21 protein-coding genes are annotated in these 20,655 nt (G+C 50.7%); 18 read left to right on the top strand and 3 right to left on the bottom strand.

Annotation, left to right across the window (positions count from 1 at the left end; translation table 11 throughout):
* Positions 1–106 precede the first annotated feature (106 nt).
* The 3 genes from paaE to J3P34_RS11730 form a co-directional block, all read right to left on the bottom strand.
* Positions 107–1,183: a 1,2-phenylacetyl-CoA epoxidase subunit PaaE gene (gene paaE / locus J3P34_RS11740; RefSeq protein ID WP_210488885.1), complete on the bottom strand. Its 1,077-nt coding sequence runs from the start codon at positions 1,181–1,183 to the stop codon at positions 107–109.
* Positions 1,180–1,770, bottom strand: coding sequence for a TetR/AcrR family transcriptional regulator (locus tag J3P34_RS11735; RefSeq protein WP_210488884.1), 591 nt, complete (start codon positions 1,768–1,770; stop codon positions 1,180–1,182). The genes paaE and J3P34_RS11735 overlap by 4 nt, the downstream gene beginning before the upstream one ends.
* A gap of 256 nt (positions 1,771–2,026) precedes the next feature.
* The gene (locus tag J3P34_RS11730) at positions 2,027–2,539 is read right to left on the bottom strand and encodes a hypothetical protein (RefSeq protein WP_210464858.1); all 513 of its coding nucleotides are present in this window, start codon (positions 2,537–2,539) and stop codon (positions 2,027–2,029) included.
* A gap of 871 nt (positions 2,540–3,410) precedes the next feature.
* On the opposite strand from J3P34_RS11730, the gene J3P34_RS11725 reads away from it, so the two are divergent.
* The 18 genes from J3P34_RS11725 (at position 3,411) to J3P34_RS11640 (ending at position 20,643) form a co-directional block, all read left to right on the top strand.
* Positions 3,411–6,140: a S8 family serine peptidase gene (locus J3P34_RS11725; RefSeq protein WP_210488883.1), complete on the top strand. Its 2,730-nt coding sequence runs from the start codon at positions 3,411–3,413 to the stop codon at positions 6,138–6,140.
* Between the two features lie 193 nt (positions 6,141–6,333).
* The gene (locus J3P34_RS11720) at positions 6,334–6,525 is read left to right on the top strand and encodes a cold-shock protein (protein WP_123125815.1); all 192 of its coding nucleotides are present in this window, start codon (positions 6,334–6,336) and stop codon (positions 6,523–6,525) included.
* 297 nt (positions 6,526–6,822) lie between these two features.
* Positions 6,823–7,272 carry a hypothetical protein gene (locus J3P34_RS11715; RefSeq protein ID WP_210488881.1) on the top strand — a complete coding sequence of 150 codons (450 nt, stop codon included), beginning with the start codon at positions 6,823–6,825 and terminating at the stop codon, positions 7,270–7,272.
* A 314-nt stretch (positions 7,273–7,586) separates the two neighbouring features.
* Positions 7,587–7,811, top strand: coding sequence for a hypothetical protein (locus tag J3P34_RS11710; protein WP_210488880.1), 225 nt, complete (start codon positions 7,587–7,589; stop codon positions 7,809–7,811).
* Between the two features lie 314 nt (positions 7,812–8,125).
* Positions 8,126–8,590, top strand: a complete 465-nt coding sequence (locus J3P34_RS11705) for a hypothetical protein (RefSeq protein WP_210464854.1) — start codon at positions 8,126–8,128, stop codon at positions 8,588–8,590.
* A 90-nt stretch (positions 8,591–8,680) separates the two neighbouring features.
* The gene (locus J3P34_RS11700; protein ID WP_210488879.1) at positions 8,681–9,847 is read left to right on the top strand and encodes an XdhC family protein; all 1,167 of its coding nucleotides are present in this window, start codon (positions 8,681–8,683) and stop codon (positions 9,845–9,847) included.
* Positions 9,844–10,440 carry a nucleotidyltransferase family protein gene (locus tag J3P34_RS11695; protein WP_210488878.1) on the top strand — a complete coding sequence of 199 codons (597 nt, stop codon included), beginning with the start codon at positions 9,844–9,846 and terminating at the stop codon, positions 10,438–10,440. Before J3P34_RS11700 ends, J3P34_RS11695 begins: the two co-directional genes overlap by 4 nt.
* A 309-nt stretch (positions 10,441–10,749) precedes the next feature.
* A complete protein-coding gene (locus J3P34_RS11690) occupies positions 10,750–11,277 on the top strand; it encodes a (2Fe-2S)-binding protein (RefSeq protein ID WP_210488877.1) in 528 nt (175 codons plus the stop codon).
* Complete coding sequence (locus J3P34_RS11685; protein ID WP_210488876.1) at positions 11,274–12,254, top strand: FAD binding domain-containing protein; 981 nt, start codon at positions 11,274–11,276, stop codon at positions 12,252–12,254. Before J3P34_RS11690 ends, J3P34_RS11685 begins: the two co-directional genes overlap by 4 nt.
* A gap of 8 nt (positions 12,255–12,262) precedes the next feature.
* Positions 12,263–14,482 carry a xanthine dehydrogenase family protein molybdopterin-binding subunit gene (locus J3P34_RS11680; protein WP_210488875.1) on the top strand — a complete coding sequence of 740 codons (2,220 nt, stop codon included), beginning with the start codon at positions 12,263–12,265 and terminating at the stop codon, positions 14,480–14,482.
* Between the two features lie 166 nt (positions 14,483–14,648).
* Entirely contained in the window at positions 14,649–14,888 is a 240-nt protein-coding gene (gene moaD / locus J3P34_RS11675) for a molybdopterin converting factor subunit 1 (protein WP_210488874.1), read from the top strand.
* 10 nt (positions 14,889–14,898) lie between these two features.
* The gene (locus J3P34_RS11670) at positions 14,899–15,309 is read left to right on the top strand and encodes a molybdenum cofactor biosynthesis protein MoaE (protein WP_210464847.1); all 411 of its coding nucleotides are present in this window, start codon (positions 14,899–14,901) and stop codon (positions 15,307–15,309) included.
* A 3-nt stretch (positions 15,310–15,312) separates the two neighbouring features.
* Entirely contained in the window at positions 15,313–16,305 is a 993-nt protein-coding gene (gene moaA, locus J3P34_RS11665) for a GTP 3',8-cyclase MoaA (RefSeq protein WP_210488873.1), read from the top strand.
* Positions 16,306–16,505: 200 nt separating this feature from the next.
* On the top strand, positions 16,506–16,985 hold the full coding sequence (moaC, locus tag J3P34_RS11660; RefSeq protein WP_210488872.1) for a cyclic pyranopterin monophosphate synthase MoaC: 480 nt from the start codon (positions 16,506–16,508) through the stop codon (positions 16,983–16,985).
* 141 nt (positions 16,986–17,126) lie between these two features.
* Positions 17,127–18,212 (top strand): HesA/MoeB/ThiF family protein, encoded by a 1,086-nt coding sequence (locus J3P34_RS11655; protein WP_210488871.1) that lies wholly within the window; start codon positions 17,127–17,129, stop codon positions 18,210–18,212.
* Entirely contained in the window at positions 18,209–18,976 is a 768-nt protein-coding gene (locus J3P34_RS11650) for a sulfite exporter TauE/SafE family protein (RefSeq protein WP_246853688.1), read from the top strand. The genes J3P34_RS11655 and J3P34_RS11650 overlap by 4 nt, the downstream gene beginning before the upstream one ends.
* 16 nt (positions 18,977–18,992) lie before the next feature.
* A complete protein-coding gene (locus J3P34_RS11645) occupies positions 18,993–20,180 on the top strand; it encodes a molybdopterin molybdotransferase MoeA (RefSeq protein ID WP_210488870.1) in 1,188 nt (395 codons plus the stop codon).
* Between the two features lie 142 nt (positions 20,181–20,322).
* Entirely contained in the window at positions 20,323–20,643 is a 321-nt protein-coding gene (locus tag J3P34_RS11640) for a hypothetical protein (protein WP_210488868.1), read from the top strand.
* The last annotated feature ends 12 nt before the right edge of the window (positions 20,644–20,655 follow it).

The raw sequence follows: 20,655 nt of genomic DNA, 5'->3' as shown, positions 1-20,655 counted from the left end.
ACAAGGCCAAAACAGAACGGTTATTTTGGAGGGGCAATCTATTGTCGTTGCCCTTTGCTGTTTGATCTTAATAGGGCAACCACACGGGATTGGCCCTACCTATTAGTTATTGGTCAAAATCCAATACCACCCGCTCAGTTAAAGGTCGGGCTTGGCAGGTGAGGATGTAGCCGGCAGCCACTTCCTCGGGTTCCAGGGAGTAGTTCACGTCCATTTCCACCTCTCCTTCCAGTACTTTGGCGCGGCAGGTGCTACACACGCCGCCCTTGCAGGAGTAAGGCACATCGGCACCGGTTTCGGCGGCGGCGTCCAAAATGGTGTTGCCGTAGTAAGACATTTCCAAATTTAGGTAATTCCCGTCCAAACGCACCTGCACCCGGCTTTTCTTGTCTTCGTGTGCCTGGGCGTTTTCGGCCCGTTTTTGGGATTTCTGGCCTGAATCAGCGGTGGTAAAAAGCTCAAAGTGGATCTTATCGCGAGGCACGCCCGCCTCTTCCAAAGCTTCTTTTGCCCCGAAGATCATTTCCTCCGGTCCGCAGATAAAGCACTCGTCCACCTCCTCGGCTTTGATTAGCTTATGCAAAAACAGCTCGGTTTTCCCTTTGTCAATGCGCCCAAAGGTAAGTTCCGTGTCGCCGTGCTCCCGGCTGAGGATGTGGTAGACACTTAGGCGCTCCAAGAACTTGTTTTTGAGGCCCTCAATCTCCTCCTTGAACATGATGGAGTTGCGCCCGCGATTACCATAAAGAAGAAAAACCTGACATTTAGGCTCAGCGAGCAGGACGGTTTTGATGATGGAGAGGATGGGCGTAATGCCGCTGCCGGCCGCTATCATCAAATAGCTTTTCTGTTGGTGTGGGTGCAGCTGGGTGAAGAACCTGCCCATGGGCGGCATCACCTCTAATTCTTCGCCGGGTTGCAGTGCCTCATTGGCGAAGGAAGAGAATCTCCCCTCGGGCACTTTCTTGATGGCCACTTTCCAGATGTTCTCCAGAGGGCTGGAGCAGATGGAATACGATCTTCTCAGCTCCTCGCCGTGATGTTCTCTCCTAAACGTGAGGTACTGCCCTTGGGTGTAGCGGAACGTGTCTTTGAGTTCCTCAGGAACATCCAGGGTCACGGTCACACTGTCGTGCGTATCCCGGTCCACGCTCTTTATTCTGACTTTATGAAATCTGCTCATGCTTCCTTTTTGCCCAATCCATTGAATAAAATAGTGAGGATGGTGTTTTCCAGTTCCTCCAAAGAAATGCCGCGGTTGGGCCGCCACCAAAGCTCCACCCAACGCACCGCCGACAAAAGCGTGAAGAGCGCCACCGAGTGGTTTACCTCTTTCAGCTCCCCCGCCTGGATTCCTTGTTCAATCACCCCGGCCAACCCTTTTTCATATTGGCTACGCAGCCCTTTGAATTCCGCCAAAGACTCGGGAGCCAAATACTTCCAATCATTGTTGGCAACGGACACTTCCGGACCTTTGGTGACCATCAGGTGAATGTGCAGACGCACCAGGGCCTTCAGTTTATCTATAAAAGGCGTGTTGGCTTTTTTAATCTCGGCTAATTGGGTAATGTAGATGGAGGCGATGTCAAAACAGATGGTCTTGAGGATCTCGTCTTTTGAGCTGATGTAGTGGTACATGGTGGCGGCATCCATCCCTACCCTTTCTGCCAGGTCACGCATGGAGGTGCCCCCGAAGCCTTTCTGCTTGAAAAGCCGGGCCGCTTCTTCCATGATGCTCTCCCGCCGGATGTCCTTCTTTTTCTTTGTCATGTAAGCTTGTAGAGAACAAAAGCTATTCAAACCCACACCTACCCAATCCCTTTTAGCAAAGCCTTTGCCGTTTCCGAAACAAGTATACAAGGCTAAACGCAATTATTCAAATGTTCGTTTGAATTTTAGACCAAAAATTTTTCCTCTACCTGCATGAACCAAAAAGCCCGGCGAGCTCTGTTTATTCAGAACCCGTCGGGCTAAAGCTTATGAATTCACCTTATCACCTTATAAATAAATAAGGTAAGACCAAGGATTAGTCGTTCTTTACCAGGAATTCGTACCGCTTGTTTTCTTTCTCGTCTAGCACGCACACAAAGTCACCGGTTTTCAAGGGCTGCTCCAGTACCAGTTTGCCAGAGGTTTTGTAGCCAGAAACTCCCGCCACAATGGTGGGAGACACTACCCCGTCAATCTTGGTTCTCACTTTTTCTTTTCCGGCTGCATCTAACACCAGAATGGTAAAGAGCTTGGGGTCAACAGAGGCCGGGGTGTAGCGGGAAATATCAACCTGTAAAAAGCCCCCTACTGGTACCTTGGCCAGCTCTTCCTTCTTTAAAGCCTCATTCCACTTCTTGGCGCGGGCGTCTCTTTGGATTCTGGCTTGTAGTTCCTTGGGCGTTTCATAAACAACCGCAGTGGTTTTGTTAGAGGTTACATCCAGGATGTTAGCGTCTTTAGTAGGCTGCGGCTGCGGATGCTTCTTTACTTCTTGGGCGGCTGCCAGCAACGGCAACATAAAAGCGATTGAGAGTAATATTTTTTTCATAAAGGGTTAGATAGAGTTTATAATTCAAAATTAAGATCGGCAATTCACTTATACAAGAAAAGTGCTATTGTATCACTAAGAAGGTCACTGCTATTAACTATAGGTACTGATAACAAAATACGGGATATAATGGGTGTGGTCAAGTTTAAAAGGTTTTATCCATGTGCACTTTACTAAAAATTATTATTTGGTTTTCTCCATAAAATCATGATTTCTGGTTATACGAACCTTAAGTTAAAACCTTTTTTCATAATCTAATAAAGTGGTCTTTTAAGTTAAAGAATCTTCAACCCGTATTTTCCTTGCATCGGGTCACAATTACTGTCAAGAGGAGCTTACTTTAACTTTGATTATTTGTAGGCAGGGTAATTAAAACTACCCCCTTTGCTTTTGGCCATCCTAAGGAAAAATGAAGCACAAACGTATAGACACTTAGTCTGTTAACCTTTCTCTTTTAGCAGGAGTATAGTTTGGCAAGGCTACTAACAGGAGAATTTTTGCTTCTCACACTTACTTGAAGAAGTTAAGTATTTAACATAAAGATGCCCTTTCTTATCTTTCTTAATTGCACTGTTTGGGATAAGTGAGGTTTTAAAGCCTTCAAATTCTCATTGAAGATTAGAATTATACAAGTTACCTCTCCTAATATCCTTTCCCCAACTTTCCACTACCATCCTAGGTAGAGAGGATTACTTCAACTATCACCTATAATTTTCTCCCCCATTTACTTACCCACTACCATTGAGACTTGTGGTCTCAGGGCAGGATTTATTCCTGAAAACCTGGTAAATGGTTTTGCCAGTTTTTTTTAAATGCTCTAATCCTATTTCTCACCTAACAAACATTTATGTCTAACCTCTATTCTCAAACCATGAAGAAAGTACTAAGTGTCTTTGCGCTAGCCTTCATTCTGGGGGCACAAGCCTTTGGGCAAGCCGTTGTTGACAAACAATTGGTTCAGGTACTTCAATCTGCTACTACTCCCGTTCAGGTGGTAGTGACCTTCAATGGGTCCGGCGCTCCCAGCAGCACGCACCTGCAACTCCTGCAAAGCCTGGGCCTCACCAAGGGCCTCACCTTCAAAAACCTGCCCATTGCCGGATTATTAGCCACCCAGGCGCAGGTGGATGCCTTATCTAAAAGCCCATACGTGCGCTCCATTTACCTGAACAAAAAACTGTCTTACTTCAACCATGACGACACCAACTTAACCGGGGTGCAGCGTCTTAGAAAAGACCAGAACTTTACCACCCGCAACAAAGGAGTTCCAATTTCTGGCAAAGGCGTAGGCGTGATGATCAACGACAGTGGCGTTGACGGAACCCACGAGGACGTGAAATTGGGGACGCACCTGGTGCAGAACGTTCTGGGTTCAACCAATCTTTCTTCCCTGTCTACCCTCCTGCCGGTTACTTATCTGGAGAATGTTCCGAACACTGACACCAATTCTGGCCATGGTACCCATTGTGCGGGTTCAGTGGGCGGAAACGGCGCCAGATCAAACGGCCTGTACGCCGGAGTGGCTCCGGGTGCTACCCTAGTTGGCTATGGATCAGGTGGGGCGCTGTTCATCCTGGATGCCCTTGGAGGTTATGACTACGCCTTGACCCACCAATTTCAGTATGGCATCAGGGTTATCAGCAATTCCTGGGGTACCAGCGGCGATTTTGACCCGTTTGATCCAGTGAACGTGGCTTCTAAGAAAGCCTATGATTTAGGGATAGTTTCTGTTTTTGCGGCCGGAAACGACGGTCCCAGCTCTGACACCCACAACCCTTACGCCATCGCTCCCTGGGTGATCTCGGTAGGGGCTGGTGATAAATATGGTAAGCTGGCCGACTTCTCTTCCCGCGGGGTGAAAGGCGAAGGCGGCACTTTTACCTATGAAGACCAGACTTGGAAATATGAAAACCGCCCAACCATTGTTGGTCCTGGGGTAGACGTGGTTTCTACAAGAGCCATCGCTCCGGTGTCTTCTTTATCCGCGCAGATGGATGTGGAGTTGCTGGATCCGGCGCATATCCCCTTCTATGCCCATATGAGTGGTACTTCCATGGCTACTCCGCACGTAGCAGGTGTAGTGGCTTTGTTATTGGAGGCAAATCCTTCCTTGACTCCCGGCCAGGTGAAAGAGATTCTGCAGAAGACCGCCACCAACATGCCCGGACATGAGTCTTGGGAAGTGGGGGCCGGATACGTGAATGCCTACGCAGCGGTAGACCACATCTACAGAAACACTGCTTTTGGTGCCTTCTTGAACTATGCCCGTACTTTCAAAAGCTCAGTGAACACTTCTTCTGAGTCTCAGGCCTTCACCATCAACTTTAACCCTGTGGTAGCGGCCGGCAACCAAATCACGTTCAACGTGGCTTCCGGCACCAACAGCATCGAAGCCAAATTCAATGCCACCGGTCTTTTGGGCCAGACTGGCAACCCGGTGAACCTGATCCTGCTGTCACCTAGTGGTGTTGAGTACCGATCCGGTATTCCGGTGGCCTTCGCTTTGTACTCTGACCGAGGCATGGCTGTAGCTTCTCCAGAACCAGGCACCTGGACTTTGAAGGCCGAGGGCCTGAACGGTCTGGCTCTGCCTGAAACGATCAATGGAACACTGAACACTTCCAAAATCACTGGAACCACTGGTTTAACTGACATCTCCGGCCACCCGGCCGAAGCCTCCATTAAAATGGCCGTTTCCAGACGCCTGATGGATGGGCTTTCCACCGGGTTCAAACCAAATGAAACTTTGAAGCGCATTGATCTGGCAGATTACCTCATGATGGGCCAGGGAATCCGCCAGTTCATGCCTACCACCGGCACTTTGTCTTTCACTGACCTGAGTGGCATGCAAACTCTGCTGGGTGAATCAGTAACTGCCAAAGGCGCCGCCCTGAGAGACAGAGCCCAAAGCTATCACGGGGTGATGCTGCCTGCGACTGCCGGTAAATTCAACCCTACCGGCACCGTGCAACGGGCGCAACTGGCTTACTCTTTGGTGCAGTCTTTAGGCTTGCAGGAATACGCGCTGCAACGCAACGGCAAACCGGTTTCTGTGACGATTGACGGGCAATCTTACCCTATTGAAGACGGCGCTTCTATTCCTACCGGCCTGGAAGGCTACGTGAGTGTGGCCCTTGATCTAAACCTGATCAACGCTTACTATTCTGTGACCCAAGGCCCGTTTGACTTATTCCCTAAGATGCACGCCAACTTCAAGCCTTTGCAGGAAGTTACCAGAGCAGAGTTTGCCGTGATTGTTACGCGTACCCACGAAAGCTGGAACGCAGTTACGCAACCAACCGCAACCGCAAGCTCCGCAGCCATTGGTTTGCCTGCTCAGGCACAAGCCAGAAACTACGCTTACCCAAATCCATTTACCGGTACTACCACAATTTCTTACTCCCTGGAAGAAGCTGGCTTTGTCACCATTGAGGTGTATAACCTCAAAGGAAGCAAAGTGCGCACCCTGGTGGCCGAAGAGAAAGGAGCCGGTTCGTACTCAGTGCCTTTCCAAGCCGATAACTTACCGGCCGGTACTTACCTGTACAAGGTTTCTACCAAGGGTAAAGAGATCAGCAACAGAATGGTTTTGGCCAAGTAATTATTCTTAAGTTAGGTTGGGAAAAGAGGCTCTCGCATGAGGGCCTCTTTTTTTGTTTTTAACTAGAAAAGTGGGTTTACCTTGAGGTTAATACTATCGTATATACCGAAAAAAATAATTTTTTTTCTTAAACTAAGATACTATTGAACGATTTTTTTACTTACTTGGTAGTACCTGAATAATCAAAAACAATATGAACAACGGTAAAGTAAAATTCTTTAACACCGAAAAAGGCTTCGGATTCATTAAAGACAGCAATTCAAACCAAGAGTATTTTGTACACGTTTCTGGTCTGGTAGATGAAATCAGAGAGAATGACGAAGTTACTTTTGAACTCAAAGAAGGCAAAAAAGGGCTAAACGCGGTAAACGTTAGACTCGCTTAGTCTTTAGTGATAAAGACATCAAAAAAAGCCCTGCCTTTTGGCAGGGCTTTTTTTTGGCCCACCCTTACCTGTTTTTAGGCTCCTTTCTAATAATTACCTTAAAAAGGGAATGGTTTTTTCAATGGTCTCCACTTGCCTGGTGATACCTACTTCCCCCGTCTTCTGAAATCAAATCACCAAGAACCCATTCAATCCTTTTTTTGACCTGGTGTGACTGCAATCTCTCCGGTTTGCCCGTACTTTGTCTATCCCTCCCTTTTACCAGGAGGGCCTTTCACCAACTTACCATACAAAGCAGTGCAGCACACTAGAAACAAAGAAGCCATTCTTCATTTATACAACAAGATTCTGCCCCAGGTAGCTGAGCGCATTTTTCAGAACCTGACCGAGATTACCCCGCTCTTTGATGATTTCAACCTGGAGCGCGTGGTAAACACCTGGACGAAGGACCGGTCTGGCTTCTCAGAAAAGGAAATCAGCATAGAAAACGGAAACGTGCAACAGGTAGGTCTCAGGCTTCGGCTAAATGGGTTCCAACCTGCCGGTGCCCAGACCTTTGACATGAGTAAGGAGTTGGTATTCAAACTTGAGTATTCTTCCTATGAGGTGGGTCCAGATAAGAACACCACCTGGGTAGAGAAAGCTTATCTGGAGTCTTGGTCTACAAAGGAAACAGATGAAATAGCCGCCCGGTGGTGCGAAGACCTGATAGAGGAGATTACCCAAAAGGTACAAAACTTAGGTTAGCCTAAAAAGGCAATATGCATTTTATTAACATTCACAGAAATGATTCAATGTTAAAGAAGGCAACCTTAAAAGACTAACTTTCAAGTAGATATTTTCCCCTGTTCAGCCTGTAGGAAATAAAAAGCAGTGCTAAAAGCTTTTAAATAGTGCTTTTGTCTAAAGGACTTTCATAGAGAATTATGATTTTAAAAAAGTTGTAGTGGTCTTTTCGTAAAATAAAGTCGCCATTTTTGCTTGTCTGTTTAAGTTTATTTAGTATTTTTCCATCGTTACCATATGTATTAACTAATACTTGATAGTTAAGTAATTATCTGATGGATCATATTTTTGGCAGTCCTTTACAGTCGCACCAGTATGCAGGGCCCTCAGAGCAGATGTCTGTTGCGAACCTTGTTTTGGCCATGCGCCTGAAGCGGATGGGGCATTCCTCAGATTACATCACTGATTTTGTGACTGGTTCCTGGAACCCTATGCCTTTTTCCTCAGACATGCAGGCACCTTGCCCTGAGCTAACGCTGCCTGAAAGGAAGAGAAACTAATCCTTCCTGATAAAGGCCATTCGGCTTTTCTCTCCATACTGAACAAAACTCCCTATTGGTTCTCCAGAACCAGACCTTGGGCTGTTTGCTCGTTTAGATAGCCCTTTCATAGAATCGGGCAAGATGCCTTCCACCAAAACTCCCTTCTAAGTTTTGACCTAGCCGCCTCTTACTGATTTTTCCGTAAGCCGATCCAACTCACCTCTTTCTTGCTCCAAAAATCCCTTAGAACTTAAAAAGAAAACAAATTTTCTAATAATTTTCTAGTAATCCTTTCTCAATTCTTCAGTAGATTTACTAAAAGCCACCTGCCTATGCTTCCACCCGATGACGATGAAGGCTTCGCTGTGCCTGAGCAACTTCCGCTGTACCTGAAAGGAAGAGAGATTTTCAGTCTCACCAAAAAAATTGCGGGTCTTATAGACGAAGAGGATGAAATTCTTTCTTCTCTGAAAGAGTACATGCTTCTGGATGCCTCCTTTCTGACGGTGAAAGTAGCCGGCGCCGAGGCGGCTGATTTGTATGACCTGCGTATGGAAAACGCCACCCTCATCAGGAAAGCCGCCAACGATCTCCTCTCCCACTGCAACAGCCTGGAAATGTTCGGGTTTAAAGACGTGCAGTATTTTCACCTGCTGCGCGAAGCCGTGGAGGAATACCGGTACCTCTTCGTGGATTGGGTGCAGGGTTTTGACCCTTGGAACTACGTCACAGATAAATGGGGCCTTTTCAATCCGCCGGGCGTTCAGGCCCAGGATGCGGAAGACGACGGTTTTTAGAAAATCAGCTCCTAAACCCCAAGCCTATCAAAAGAGTAGAAGTGCTATCTTCGTTTTGCCATTGGCTACTAAACCAGAAGAACAGCGCTCATGAAGGAAATACAGGATATTGTGGAGGCTTTTACCCGCCATACCGCAGAAGGAAAACAGACCGCCCTGGCCACGGTGGTACACGTTGAAGGCTCTTCTTACCGCAGGCCCGGGGCCCGCATGCTGGTTTCTGAGGATGGCCTGCTTACCGGCGCCATCAGCGGCGGATGCCTGGAAGGTGACGCTTTGCGCAAGGCCCGCCTGGCCATGAGTGAAGGAAAACCCGCCTTGGTAAAATATGACACCATGGATGACGATGACGCCAAACTAGGCGTGGGGCTGGGCTGCAACGGCATCATTCACATCCTCATTGAACCCATTAACCTGAGTTTGCCCAATCATCCCCTGGCGCTTTTGCAGAAAGTTGTTAGTCAGCGGGAGGTGGCATTGGTGGTTACCCTGTTTTCACTGCACGACCGCAAAGGCCCCCAACCGGGCACCTGCTACCTTAACCAATCTGGCGAGGAGGTGATTACCCCTGCCCTGCCGGGTTTCTTTCTGCCCCTGCTTAAACCAGATATACAGGAGACTCGGCACAACCTTGTTTCCAGCACTAAATCTTATAAACAGGACCAAAACAAGTTCACCGCTTTTCTGGAAGTGATTCAACCAGCCCCAGTTCTGGTTATTTGTGGGGCCGGTAACGATGTGTTGCCTTTAGTGAACATGGCAGGTTTGTTGGGTTGGGCCACCGTGGTGGTGGACGGTCGTGCAAATTATGCTACCCAGGAACGCTTTCCCAATGCCCAACAGGTGTTGGTAGCCAAACCAGAGCAGGTTCTTAGCCAGGTCAGGGTAGACCAGAATACCATCTTTCTGCTCTTCACGCACAATTATAACTATGACTTGGCCATGCTGCGGTTGCTTTTGCCTCTTCCTCTGCCTTACGTGGGTGTTTTGGGGCCAAAGAAGAAAATGGAGCGCATGTTAGACGAACTTCAGGAGGAAGGCCTGACCCTGACCGAATCCCAACTAAGCAAAGTGTTTGGGCCCGTAGGCCTTGACCTTGGCGCAGAAACTTCAGAAGAAATAGCCCTTTCTGTTCTAGCTGAGATCAAAGCCGTTTTAGCCCGCAGAAATGCTGGTTTTCTGCGAGACAAGCAGGAGAGTATCCATGCCCAATCTGGTGCCCCTGCAGTTCACCCAATTACATCCTGCCCTGCATGACCAATGGGATCATTGTACTTGCCGCCGGTTCTTCCAGCCGCTTAGGCCAGGCCAAGCAACAGCTAGTCTACCAAGGACAAACGCTTTTGCAACATGCCCTCCAGGCGGCCTTGGATTCTACCGGTATCCCGGTCATTGTGGTGTTAGGAGCTAAGGCCGAGGCCATCTTGCCCCAATTAGACACAACTAAGGTGCAGGTGGTTATGAACCCAATATGGTCTGAGGGAATGGCTTCTTCCATCCGGGCGGGCTTGACCCACCTTCAACAAGTTTCTCCAGGCTGCACGGGGGCGCTTATCATGCTTTGCGACCAACCCTTTGTTTCTTCTGATATCCTAAACCGCTTGATCCAGGCCCACCAGGAGAATACCCAGCAAATAGTGGCGAGTAGCTACCAAGACACCTTAGGGGCTCCCGTTCTGTTTCCTGAAAAGTCCTTCCCGCAATTGTTGCAGCTGCAGGGCCAGGAAGGCGCTAAAAAGTTGCTCGGGCTATATGCTTCAGAGGTTATCTCCCTTCCATTCCCAGCCGGCGCCACTGACATTGACACCCCAGAAGATTATGCCGCTCTGAAAGCGGGCGAGACTAAGTAGTAATATCCCTTCCTGATTTTATGGTTCGCCTGCGCTGGAATACTACCGCGCAAGGCCCTTACTGAACAGCTGTTTTGTCCCTGATTTAAAAAAAGCAGGGTTAAAACAGCTGTTTTGGCTTCAGGGCATTTCACCATCATTTACTTAAATGACCTAACAGAACTGCGTGTGCCCCGTAAGAAAGACAATTGCAAATGGTTCGCCAATTTGGGTGTGGTTGGATAGGTGTAAATGATGCCTGTGAGAAAACCTGGAAAACATGACTGGCACCTGTTAAAAGTAAGTTTCACTTGTTCAACCAGAACCCCCATGAACACAGAAAATTCTTTTCAGGCAACAACGGCCGTACGCCCGAAATTGCCCGAGACCCGACCGGTTACCCTTCGGGTGAATGGGACCACCCACCAACTCCAACTTGCCCCCTGGACCTCTGTGCTGGACGCCTTGCGGGAGCACCTTCAGTTAACCGGAACCAAAAAAGGATGCGACCACGGGCAATGTGGGGCCTGTACGGTTCTGCTGGACGGCAAGCGCATCAATTCCTGCCTTACCCTGGCGGTGATGCAGGAAAACAAAGAAATCACCACTGTAGAAGGCCTTGCCAAAGAGGGAGAACTGCACCCGGTGCAACAGGCTTTCATTGACCATGATGCTTTCCAGTGCGGCTACTGTACCCCAGGGCAAATCTGTTCAGTTATTGGCATGGTGAACGAAGGTAAAGCCAAAACGCTGGACGATATCAGAGATCTCATGAGCGGGAATATCTGTCGGTGCGGAGCCTACGTGAACATTGTTAAAGTGGCGCAGGAGGCACTGGAAAAAAATACCGGACTATGAGACCATTTACGTTTACCCAAGCCCAGGATGTAGACACCGCCGTGCAGGAAGTCTCAGTAGAGGGAGCCAAATTCATTGCCGGCGGAACCAATCTGCTGGATTTAATGAAAATAGATGTCATGAGCCCCAGTCACTTGGTAGACATCACCCAGATAGCTCTGGAAACCATTGAGGAAACAGAGGCCGGAGGAATCAGGTTAGGGGCCTTGGCTAAAAACGCCTATACCGCCTACCATGAACTGGTGGAGAGCCGATACCCGCTTCTCTCCCATGCCATTCTGGCCGGCGCCACCGCGCAACTGCGCAACATGGCCACTGACGGCGGCAACCTGCTGCAGCGCACCCGCTGCTACTATTTCTATGATACTCAAACGCCCTGTAACAAGCGGGAGCCGGGCTCCGGTTGCTCGGCCATCCAGGGCTATAACCGAGACCTGGCCATTCTGGGCACCAGCGAACATTGCATTGCCACCCACCCTTCAGACATGTGTGTGGCCCTGGCAGCTTTGGAAGCAACCGTGCACGTTACCGGGAAGAACGGGGAAAGAGCTATTCCTTTTGCTGACTTCCACCGCCTTCCGGGCGACACCCCGCACCTGGACTCCAACCTCCAACCAGATGAAATCATTACGTCCATTGAGCTGCCCGCCAAAGGGTTTGCCAAACACTATACTTACCTAAAACTCAGGGATCGGGCCTCGTATGCGTTTGCCTTGGTGTCTGTAGCAGCCGCGCTGGAGTTGGAAGGAGACACAGTCAAAGAAGCGCGCATCGCGTTAGGTGGGGTAGCCCATAAACCATGGCGGGTACCAGAGGCAGAGGCATTGCTGCAAGGGCAAAAAGCCACGAGAGATAACTTCAGGAAAGTGGCCGAGGCCTACCTGCAGGGAGCGCAGGGGTATGGCCATAATGATTTTAAAATAGAACTGGCCAAGCGAGCCATTGTGCGGGCGTTGGAACAGGCCACCAACAGATAAGCGACACCATGAAAGAGAACTATACAGGCAATCCCGCTAACCGCGTAGACGGCCGGGCCAAAGTTACTGGAGAAGCGAAATACGCCGCTGAATTTGAGGTTCCTGGTCTGCTGTATGGCGTAGTAGTCAACAGCGCCATTGCCAAGGGAAAGATTAAACATATGGATACCTCCGCCGCCCTCCAGTTGCCCGGGGTGCACCAGGTGTTCACCCATGAAAACCGGCCCGGCTACTCCTGGTTTGACAAGCACCACCAGGATGAGGATGCCCCACCCGGCTCCCCTTTCCGCCCCCTGGGCAGCAATGAGATTAAATTCAGCATGCAGCCCATTGCTCTGGTGGTGGCAGACACCTATGAACTGGCGCGGTATGCAGGTCTTCTGGTGCACGTAGAATATGAGGCGCAGCCGCACGAGACAGACCTGGAAGCGAATCTGCCCAGAGCCTACAAACCCAAGAAATATAAATCCCCTCCTCCTTCTGATCCGCGCGGAGATGCCGCGGGGGCCTTTGATAAAGCAGAAGTGAAACTGGAGCAAGCGTACGCCCATCCGGCCCACCACCATAACCCCATGGAGATGCACGCCTCTATTGCCATCTGGCAGGAAGGTGGCAAGCTGACCGTCTATGATAAAATCCAGGGGGTGCAGAACAGCCAGCAATATATCTCCAACGCCTTCGGGATACCCAAAGAAGATGTGCAGGTCTTATCCCCCTATGTGGGCGGCGCCTTCGGTTCTGGGCTTCGGCCGCAGTACCAGCTGTTTCTGGCCGTATTGGCGGCCCTGGAACTGAAAAGAGCGGTGAAAGTGGTTCTCACGCGCCAGCAGATGTTCTCCTTTGGGCACCGGCCTCATACCGTTCAACGATTAGCCATCGGGGCCTCCCCGGATGGAAAGCTGCAATCAATTACGCATAATGCCATTGCTGAAACCTCCCGTTTTGAGGACTACAATGAGGATGTGGTAATCTGGCCCGGTGTGCTTTATGACTGCGACAACGTGGAGGTTAGCCACCAACTGGTAGACCTGGACGTGTACACGCCCCTGGACATGCGGGCCCCGGGAGGCACCACCGGCACCTTTGCCCTGGAATGCGCCATTGATGAGATGGCCTACCAAGTAGGCATGGACCCTCTGGAATTCCGCCTGAAAAACTACACCGAAAAAGACCTGAACGAAGACAAGCCCCACTCCAGCAAGGAACTGAAGGAATGCTACCGGCAGGGTGCCGAGAAATTTGGCTGGGCCAACCGCAAAATGGAGCCCCACTCCATGAAAGAAGGGCACCAGCTCATTGGCTGGGGAGTGGCCCACGGGGCCTGGGAAGCCCAACAGCAGGAAGCCTCGGCCAAAGCGGTGTTAAGCCCAGACGGCAAACTGACGGTCTCCAGCGCCACCGCTGATATAGGTACCGGCACTTACACCGTCATGACCCAGATCGCCGCCGAGGTCATGGGCCTTCCGCTGGAGGACGTGACGTTTGAATTGGGAAACTCTACCATGCCCAAATCTCCCCTGGAAGGCGGTTCCTGGACCGTATCTTCGGTAGGCTCGGCGGTGAAACTGGTGTGCGAGAAACTACAGGAGCAGTTGCTGAAAATGGCCCAAAAAATGAAAAACTCTCCATTTTCAGAAGCTAAACCAGCTGATGTGTCTTTTGCCAACAAACAAATGTTCCTGACCAAGGCACCAGCCACTTCCATTAGCCTCCGGGCTATTCTTGACCAAAATGCAGGCAAGCCGCTGGAGGCCGAGGCTTCTCAGAAACCAGACAGTAAACAGAAAAAATACTCCAGCTATTCCCACTCCGCCACGTTTGTGGAGGTGCAAGTGGATGAGGAGCTAGGTACCGTGAAGGTAACCCGCATTGTCACCGCGGTGGCGGCCGGCCGCATCATCAACCCTAAAACCGGCCGGAGTCAGATCCTGGGCGGATCCGTTTGGGGCATTGGGGTAGCATTGGAGGAGCATACGGTGTTGGATCACAACCTCGGGCGTTTTATGACCCATGACCTGGACAAATACCATTTGCCGGTCTCTGCCGATGTACATGAAACAGACGTGATCTTTGTTGAGGAGAAGGACGAGATAGTGAACCCGTTGGGCGCTAAGGGACTAGGCGAGATTGGTATTGTAAGTGTGGCCCCAGCTATCTGTAACGCGGTTTTCCATGCCACGGGCAAGAGAATCCGGGAATTACCTATTACCTTAGATAAATTACTCTAACCGTTTAGCGCCTGTTTTTACCTAAAAGACCTAAAAACAGGCGCTAAACAGATTTACAGAAGGGGTTACTTTTTTGGTCTTCCTGTAAAAGAGCGGTAGATTTATTAATTGTTGTAGAACGGAAGGAAAAGCCGGAAAACAACAGATCTGAATTAAGAAGAGAAGAATGGAAATACTCCTGTTTGGGATTACTCGGGAAATTGTGGGAGGATCTACTTTAACGGTAGCGCCTGAGGAACCGATGCAGACCGTGGGCCAATTGAAGACATGGCTGGCCGAACGTTACCCGGCCATGCAAAAACTGAGTTCCCTGGCCGTGGCCGTTGACAGTGAATACGCCGATGACGCACAGCCTCTAAGGCCCGGGCAGGAAGTGGCGCTTATTCCACCGGTGAGCGGAGGGTAAAGGATAAAGCATGTTAGTTAAACTAGTTACAGACGTAGACCTGAACGAAGCCTACAGCTACTTGCAGCATCCGGGGGCGGGCGGGATTGACCTGTTTGTGGGTACCGTGCGGAACCATGCGCAGGGTAAAGAAGTAGTGAAGCTGGTGTTTGAGGCCTACGCGCCCATGGCCTTAAAGGAGATGCAGAAGCTGGCCCAGGCTGCCCAACAGCAATGGCCTATTGAAAAACTGGTCATGCTGCATGCCGTGGGCGAAAAACTGGTGGGCGAGCCGGTCGTCATCATCGGGGTGGCTTCTGCGCACCGCGATGTGGCCTTCACCGCTTGCCGGTTCCTGATTGACGAGCTGAAGAAGACCGTACCCATCTGGAAGAAAGAGTATTACCAAGACAACAGTGTGTGGGTTAACGCCCACCCTTAAGCCATGAGCAAGTCCCCATTGATAGATAAATACGATCGGCAATTGACGTACCTGCGGCTCTCGGTTACCGACCGCTGCAACTTCAGATGCTATTACTGCATGCCCGAGGAAGGAATGGATTTTGCCGCTCGCCAGGAACTGCTGTCCTTTGACGAAATGTACAATCTCGCTTCGCTTTTCTGCAGCCTGGGCGTGAATAAAATCAGGATCACGGGAGGTGAGCCTTTTGTACGTGCAGGCATTATTCCGTTCTTGCGCCGGCTTAGTAAGATCCCGGGTTTGGAAGAAATCACCGTGACCAGTAACGGTTCGCTCACCAGCGCCCAGATCAAAGCCCTGCAAGAGATCGGGATCCGGAAAATCAACATCAGCCTTGATTCCCTGGACCGGGAGCGCTTCTTCCGCATCACTCGTCGCGATCGTTTTGAATCTGTGTACGCCAGTATCTTCCAACTTCTGGAATCAGGCTTCGGGGTAAAGCTCAACTGCGTGGTGGCCGAGGACAAGAACATCCAGGATATTATTCCTTTTGTGGAACTGACGAAGAAGCATCCGTTGGTTGTCCGGTTCCTGGAGGAGATGCCCTTTAACGGCAGCGATACCTTTCTTCTGCCGCAATGGAGCCACCGCGAGATTTACCAGCACATCCAGGATCATTACCCGGGGTTGGAGAAACTGCAGAGCGAACCTACCTCTACCTCAGTCAACTATCGGGTACCAGGCTATAAAGGCACCTTCGGGATTATTCCGTCCTTCAGCCGGACCTTCTGTGGCACCTGTAACCGCATCAGGCTGGGCGCTACCGGAGAATTCCGCACCTGCCTGTACGGGCCACCGTCCCTGAACCTGCGCGATCTGGTAAGACAAGGGGCTTCTCCCGAAGAACTGGAAAGGGAAATAAGGGTGGCCATAAGCAACCGCGAAAAGGACGGCTTTGCCGCCGAGGCAAGTGTCTCCCAAAAAAGGCATGAATCAATGTCGGTGCTGGGTGGGTAATGGGCCCAGACGCTCGCAGGTCCTTCGGACGTTACGAGTTCTTTTGAGCAGGCGGAATAGCGTTAGCCAACAAAAACTTCCCTCCAGATTTAGGAGAACTGTTGAAGTAAAACATTTGATTTACCGGCCAAAATTGGGTTATTGTTCTTAAGCCATTTTCTTCAAAACAGCCTATAAATAGCTTTAGACTAATTCTTTACATGAGTTCACTTTCACATATAGACGAACAGGGCCAGCCCAGCATGGTAGATGTGTCGCTTAAGGCGGTGACTACCAGAACGGCCATTGCTGAGGGTTTGGTGCGTTTTCCTGAGGCCGTTTTCCGGCAGTTGGCAGAGCAGGACTTTCTCACCAAAAAGGGAGCGGTTTTCCAGACGGCGATTATTGCCGGGGTCATGGCCGCAAAGAAAACATCAGACCTTATTCCGCTTTGCCACCCCTTGGCGCTGTCTACCTGTAAAGTGAACATTGAGCCCACTGACAACTTCTCCCTTAAGGTTACTTGCCTGGTACGGTGCGAAGGAAAAACCGGCGTAGAGATGGAGGCCTTGACGGGCGTCTCGGCGGCGGCCCTCACCGTGTATGACATGTGCAAGGCGCTCACCCATGATATTGTTATTTCAGAAATCCGGCTGGTAGAAAAAACCGGGGGTAAGTCTGATATCCATGCAGCCCGCTGAGGGGACGTCAGTGCTCCTATATGAGATACTAATCAAGTTTTCTGCTCAAAGCTGATATCAACCTCAAAATTGCTTCTTGTCATAGGAAGTCTATCATGCCAAAGCTATCACTATTCTTTAACAGCACCCTTAAACTAACCCATGGACAACCGTTATAGCCGGCAATTGCAGCTCCCGGGCTTCGGAGCGGAAGCGCAGCAGAAACTAAGCAAAGCCAGGGTGCTGGTGGTAGGCGCTGGCGGACTGGGGGTTCCGGTTCTGCAGTATCTGGCTGGTATGGGCGTAGGCGCATTGGGCATGGTAGACGGGGACCATATCAGCCTTACCAATCTGCATCGGCAGGTCTTGTACAGCACTCAGGAGGTGGGCCAACTGAAAGTAGAAGTAGCCGCGCGTAAACTGGCGCAATTGAACCCTGAGATCCGGCTCATTTCTTACCCTACGCATCTTACGCCGCAGAACGCGCTGGAAATCTTGGAAGGCTATGACCTGATTATAGACGCTACCGATAATTTTGAGGCCCGATATCTCATCAATGATGCCTGTGTGCTCCTGGCCAAACCGTTCGTGTATGGCGCCTTGCACCAGTTTGAAGGCCAGGTAAGCGTGTTCAATCTGGAGGGTGGTCCAACTTACCGTTGCCTCTACCCTACACCGCCCTCGGCGCAGGAAATACCGGACTGCAATACGGCAGGTGTCCTGGGCGTGGTTCCCGGATTGGTTGGGCTACAGCAAGCCTTAGAGGCAGTGAAAGTGCTTACTGGCATCGGGAGATCCTTGTCTGGTTACCTGCTTATGCTGGATTACCTGAACCAAAGCCAATACAAGATCAAGCTGAAAGCCAACCCGGACAACCAGCGCATTACCACCCTGCAGGACTCATATGCAATGGCCAGTTGCACCACGGTGCCGGAGGTCACGGCGGCTGAACTGTATGAATGGGTAGAAAACGGCAAGAAAATGCTGTTGCTGGACGTGCGGGAGCAGGACGAGTACGTACAGGGGCACCTGCAGAAATCCTTGCTGACGCCTCTATCGGTGTTCCGGAACCAAATGGAACATTTGCCTCAGCACCTGCCCATCATCACCATATGCCAGAAAGGAAGCCGCAGCCGGAAAGCCGCCGAAATGCTCCTGGAAAAAGAAACGGCAGCAGAAGTCTATAATTTAGCGGGTGGCATGGAGGCCTGGCAAACGCAATTAAAGGACAAACTGGTGGTGAAATGATGGACCTTAACTTCAACCTGGTACTGCTGATCTTCAGTTTCTTTGTCATCGCCACGCTGTATTCCTCGGTGGGGTTTGGCGGCGGCTCCAGTTACCTGGCCCTGCTGGCGCTGTTGTTGCCTAATTTCCTGGAGATTAAATCTACGGCCTTGCTGTGCAACCTGGTGGTGGTTTCAGGGAGCACGTACCTGTTCATCAAACAAGGGCTTTTTGATTTTAAGAAGTTTCTGCCCTTGGCCTTGTGCAGCGTGCCCGCCGCTTTTCTAGGCGCCACCGTCAGCCTGAAGCAATCGGTTTTCTTTATTTGCCTGGGGGCCGTGCTGGCGTTCTCCGGCGCATTGTTGATCCTGCAATTCTTCACCCAACCGGTAGCTCAGCGCATGGAGTATGCCCGCCACTCCTGGCTTTTCAATTTGCTGTTGGGGGCCAGCTCGGGCTTTGTCTCGGGGTTGGTAGGTATTGGCGGCGGTATTCTGCTGTCGCCGGTCCTGCACCTGCTCAAGTGGGCCGATGCCCGGACGATTGCCGCTCTGGCTTCCTTTTTCATTCTGGTGAACTCGGTGGCCGGGGTGCTGGGCCAGGTAGCCAGCGGCAATTTCAAGGCGGATGGTACCTTCCTGTGGCCCCTGTTGCTGGCGGTTTTCCTGGGCGGTCAACTGGGAACGCGGCTTAGCTTACAAAAGATAAAGCCCCAGGCTGTGAAAGGCTTAACGGGTGCATTTGTCCTTTTCATCGGGTTGAAGCTGGTTTTCAGTTATCTTTAGGGCTTGACGTACCCCTATGATATCTGTAGAAGAAGCCTTACAACTGGTACTGGAGCATAAAGCCGCTTTGCCCCTGGAAGAAGTAGACTTGCTCCAATCAATGGGCCGGGTGCTGGCGCAGGAGGTCACCGCAGACCGGGACTTCCCTCCTTTTGACCGGGCCACCATGGACGGCATTGCTATTAACTCGCATGAATTTGCCTCCGGCACCAAGGCTTTCCCGGTGGAGCAAATCCAGGCAGCTGGTGCGCCCCTGACTATTTTGCAGGAACCCGGGTCTTGTATTGAGATCATGACGGGCGCCATGCTCCCAAGCAATACTGATGCGGTGGTACCCTACGAAGATTGCCTCTTGCAGGACAAGGTAGCCAAGGTTCAAGTTGAGCACGTAAAGGCGGGACAGAACATCCACCGGCGAGGTTCTGATAAGAAGGCAGGAGAAACTTTGCTTACGGCTGGCGTACAAATCACCCCGGCCTTGGTGGGCACGCTTGCCTCAGTGGGGTTGGACAAAGTGAAAGTCTATAAACTTCCAAAAGTAGCCATCTGCTCTACCGGCGACGAGTTGGTGGAAATCCAGGAGACGCCGCTGCCGCACCAGATCAGGAGGTCAAACGCGTATATGCTGGCGGCTGCTTTACAAGGAGAAGGTATCCAGGCTTCGCTTTACCACCTGCCAGATGTGCCTCAGGTCATGGAGGCCAGTCTGGAGAAGATCATCGCAGAGCATGAGGTGCTGATTCTATCCGGGGCAGTTTCCAAGGGTAAGTTCGATTTTCTGCCGCAGGTATTAACGACTTTGGGTTTTGAGTCTGTTTTCCATAGAATAGCCCAAAAACCCGGCAAACCTATGTTGTTCGGGACCCTGCCCGGGCAGAAGGTGGTGTTTGGTTTGCCCGGCAACCCGGTATCTACCTTTGTGTGTTACCAGCTTTTCTTCCGGCCTTGGCTCAGGGCTTCGTTGAACCTTTCATCAGTTGAGGCCTACGCGCAATTAACCCAGAATGTCCATTTCCGACCGAACCTCACTTACCACTTGCCGGTAAAACTGCATAACCACTTGGGGCTTCTGCAGGCCACTCCTATCCAAAGCACCGGGTCCGGGGACCTCACCAGCATTCTGGAAGCCGATGCCCTTCTAAGTCTGCCAGCCGTACCGGATACCTTTTCTGCCGGAGAGGCCTTTCCCATTACCTTGCTATGATTTATTCCAAACCCCGGGCTTTACCCTCTGGTTTGCTTCCGTTTTACGCCTGATTTTGGGAAAGCAGGCAAAAACTGTCCCCAAGTTTCCCTTTAGGTGAGCGGTATTACGTACATGAGGGCTGAGGCCAAAGAAGACTACCATGGAAAACAAAGCGTGGGATGAAGATCGTTACCGGGAACTGAATGGTTATTTCCGGGAAAAAATCCAGCATCAGTTGAGCACTGACCCGCATCTGCAGAAACAAATAGCCGAGGGGAAAAGCCTGGATTTAACAGAGATTGTAGAGAGCTTGACGCTCAACGACCAGGTACTGTGGAAGGAGTTTATGCACCTGGACCAGCTCAAAATGCACCGTGACCTGCAGAACCATTTAGAGGGGAAAGGCAATCCCCTGCATGACAAATCTGGGTTCTACCGCCGGCATAACGGAGAAGAAGACGAAGCACAGCCGCTTTGGTGACAGAAAATTTCC

The sequence above is a fragment of the Rufibacter aurantiacus genome (assembly GCF_017916345.1).
Taxonomy (GTDB): domain Bacteria; phylum Bacteroidota; class Bacteroidia; order Cytophagales; family Hymenobacteraceae; genus Nibribacter; species Nibribacter roseolus.
This window is presented reverse-complemented; position numbering and strand designations above follow the sequence as displayed.

Coding starts and splice junctions, on each gene's coding strand:
- J3P34_RS11690 (WP_210488877.1), top strand. CDS start 10,750: ATGAACACAGAAAATTCTTTTCAGGCAACAACGGCCGTACGCCCGAAA.
- J3P34_RS11720 (WP_123125815.1), top strand. CDS start 6,334: ATGAACAACGGTAAAGTAAAATTCTTTAACACCGAAAAAGGCTTCGGA.
- paaE (WP_210488885.1), bottom strand. CDS start 1,183: ATGAGCAGATTTCATAAAGTCAGAATAAAGAGCGTGGACCGGGATACG.
- moaA (WP_210488873.1), top strand. CDS start 15,313: ATGAGCAAGTCCCCATTGATAGATAAATACGATCGGCAATTGACGTAC.
- moaD (WP_210488874.1), top strand. CDS start 14,649: ATGGAAATACTCCTGTTTGGGATTACTCGGGAAATTGTGGGAGGATCT.
- moaC (WP_210488872.1), top strand. CDS start 16,506: ATGAGTTCACTTTCACATATAGACGAACAGGGCCAGCCCAGCATGGTA.
- J3P34_RS11680 (WP_210488875.1), top strand. CDS start 12,263: ATGAAAGAGAACTATACAGGCAATCCCGCTAACCGCGTAGACGGCCGG.
- J3P34_RS11640 (WP_210488868.1), top strand. CDS start 20,323: ATGGAAAACAAAGCGTGGGATGAAGATCGTTACCGGGAACTGAATGGT.
- J3P34_RS11645 (WP_210488870.1), top strand. CDS start 18,993: ATGATATCTGTAGAAGAAGCCTTACAACTGGTACTGGAGCATAAAGCC.
- J3P34_RS11730 (WP_210464858.1), bottom strand. CDS start 2,539: ATGAAAAAAATATTACTCTCAATCGCTTTTATGTTGCCGTTGCTGGCA.
- J3P34_RS11725 (WP_210488883.1), top strand. CDS start 3,411: ATGAAGAAAGTACTAAGTGTCTTTGCGCTAGCCTTCATTCTGGGGGCA.
- J3P34_RS11695 (WP_210488878.1), top strand. CDS start 9,844: ATGACCAATGGGATCATTGTACTTGCCGCCGGTTCTTCCAGCCGCTTA.
- J3P34_RS11685 (WP_210488876.1), top strand. CDS start 11,274: ATGAGACCATTTACGTTTACCCAAGCCCAGGATGTAGACACCGCCGTG.
- J3P34_RS11650 (WP_246853688.1), top strand. CDS start 18,209: ATGATGGACCTTAACTTCAACCTGGTACTGCTGATCTTCAGTTTCTTT.
- J3P34_RS11700 (WP_210488879.1), top strand. CDS start 8,681: ATGAAGGAAATACAGGATATTGTGGAGGCTTTTACCCGCCATACCGCA.
- J3P34_RS11735 (WP_210488884.1), bottom strand. CDS start 1,770: ATGACAAAGAAAAAGAAGGACATCCGGCGGGAGAGCATCATGGAAGAA.
- J3P34_RS11670 (WP_210464847.1), top strand. CDS start 14,899: ATGTTAGTTAAACTAGTTACAGACGTAGACCTGAACGAAGCCTACAGC.
- J3P34_RS11710 (WP_210488880.1), top strand. CDS start 7,587: ATGGATCATATTTTTGGCAGTCCTTTACAGTCGCACCAGTATGCAGGG.
- J3P34_RS11655 (WP_210488871.1), top strand. CDS start 17,127: ATGGACAACCGTTATAGCCGGCAATTGCAGCTCCCGGGCTTCGGAGCG.
- J3P34_RS11705 (WP_210464854.1), top strand. CDS start 8,126: ATGCTTCCACCCGATGACGATGAAGGCTTCGCTGTGCCTGAGCAACTT.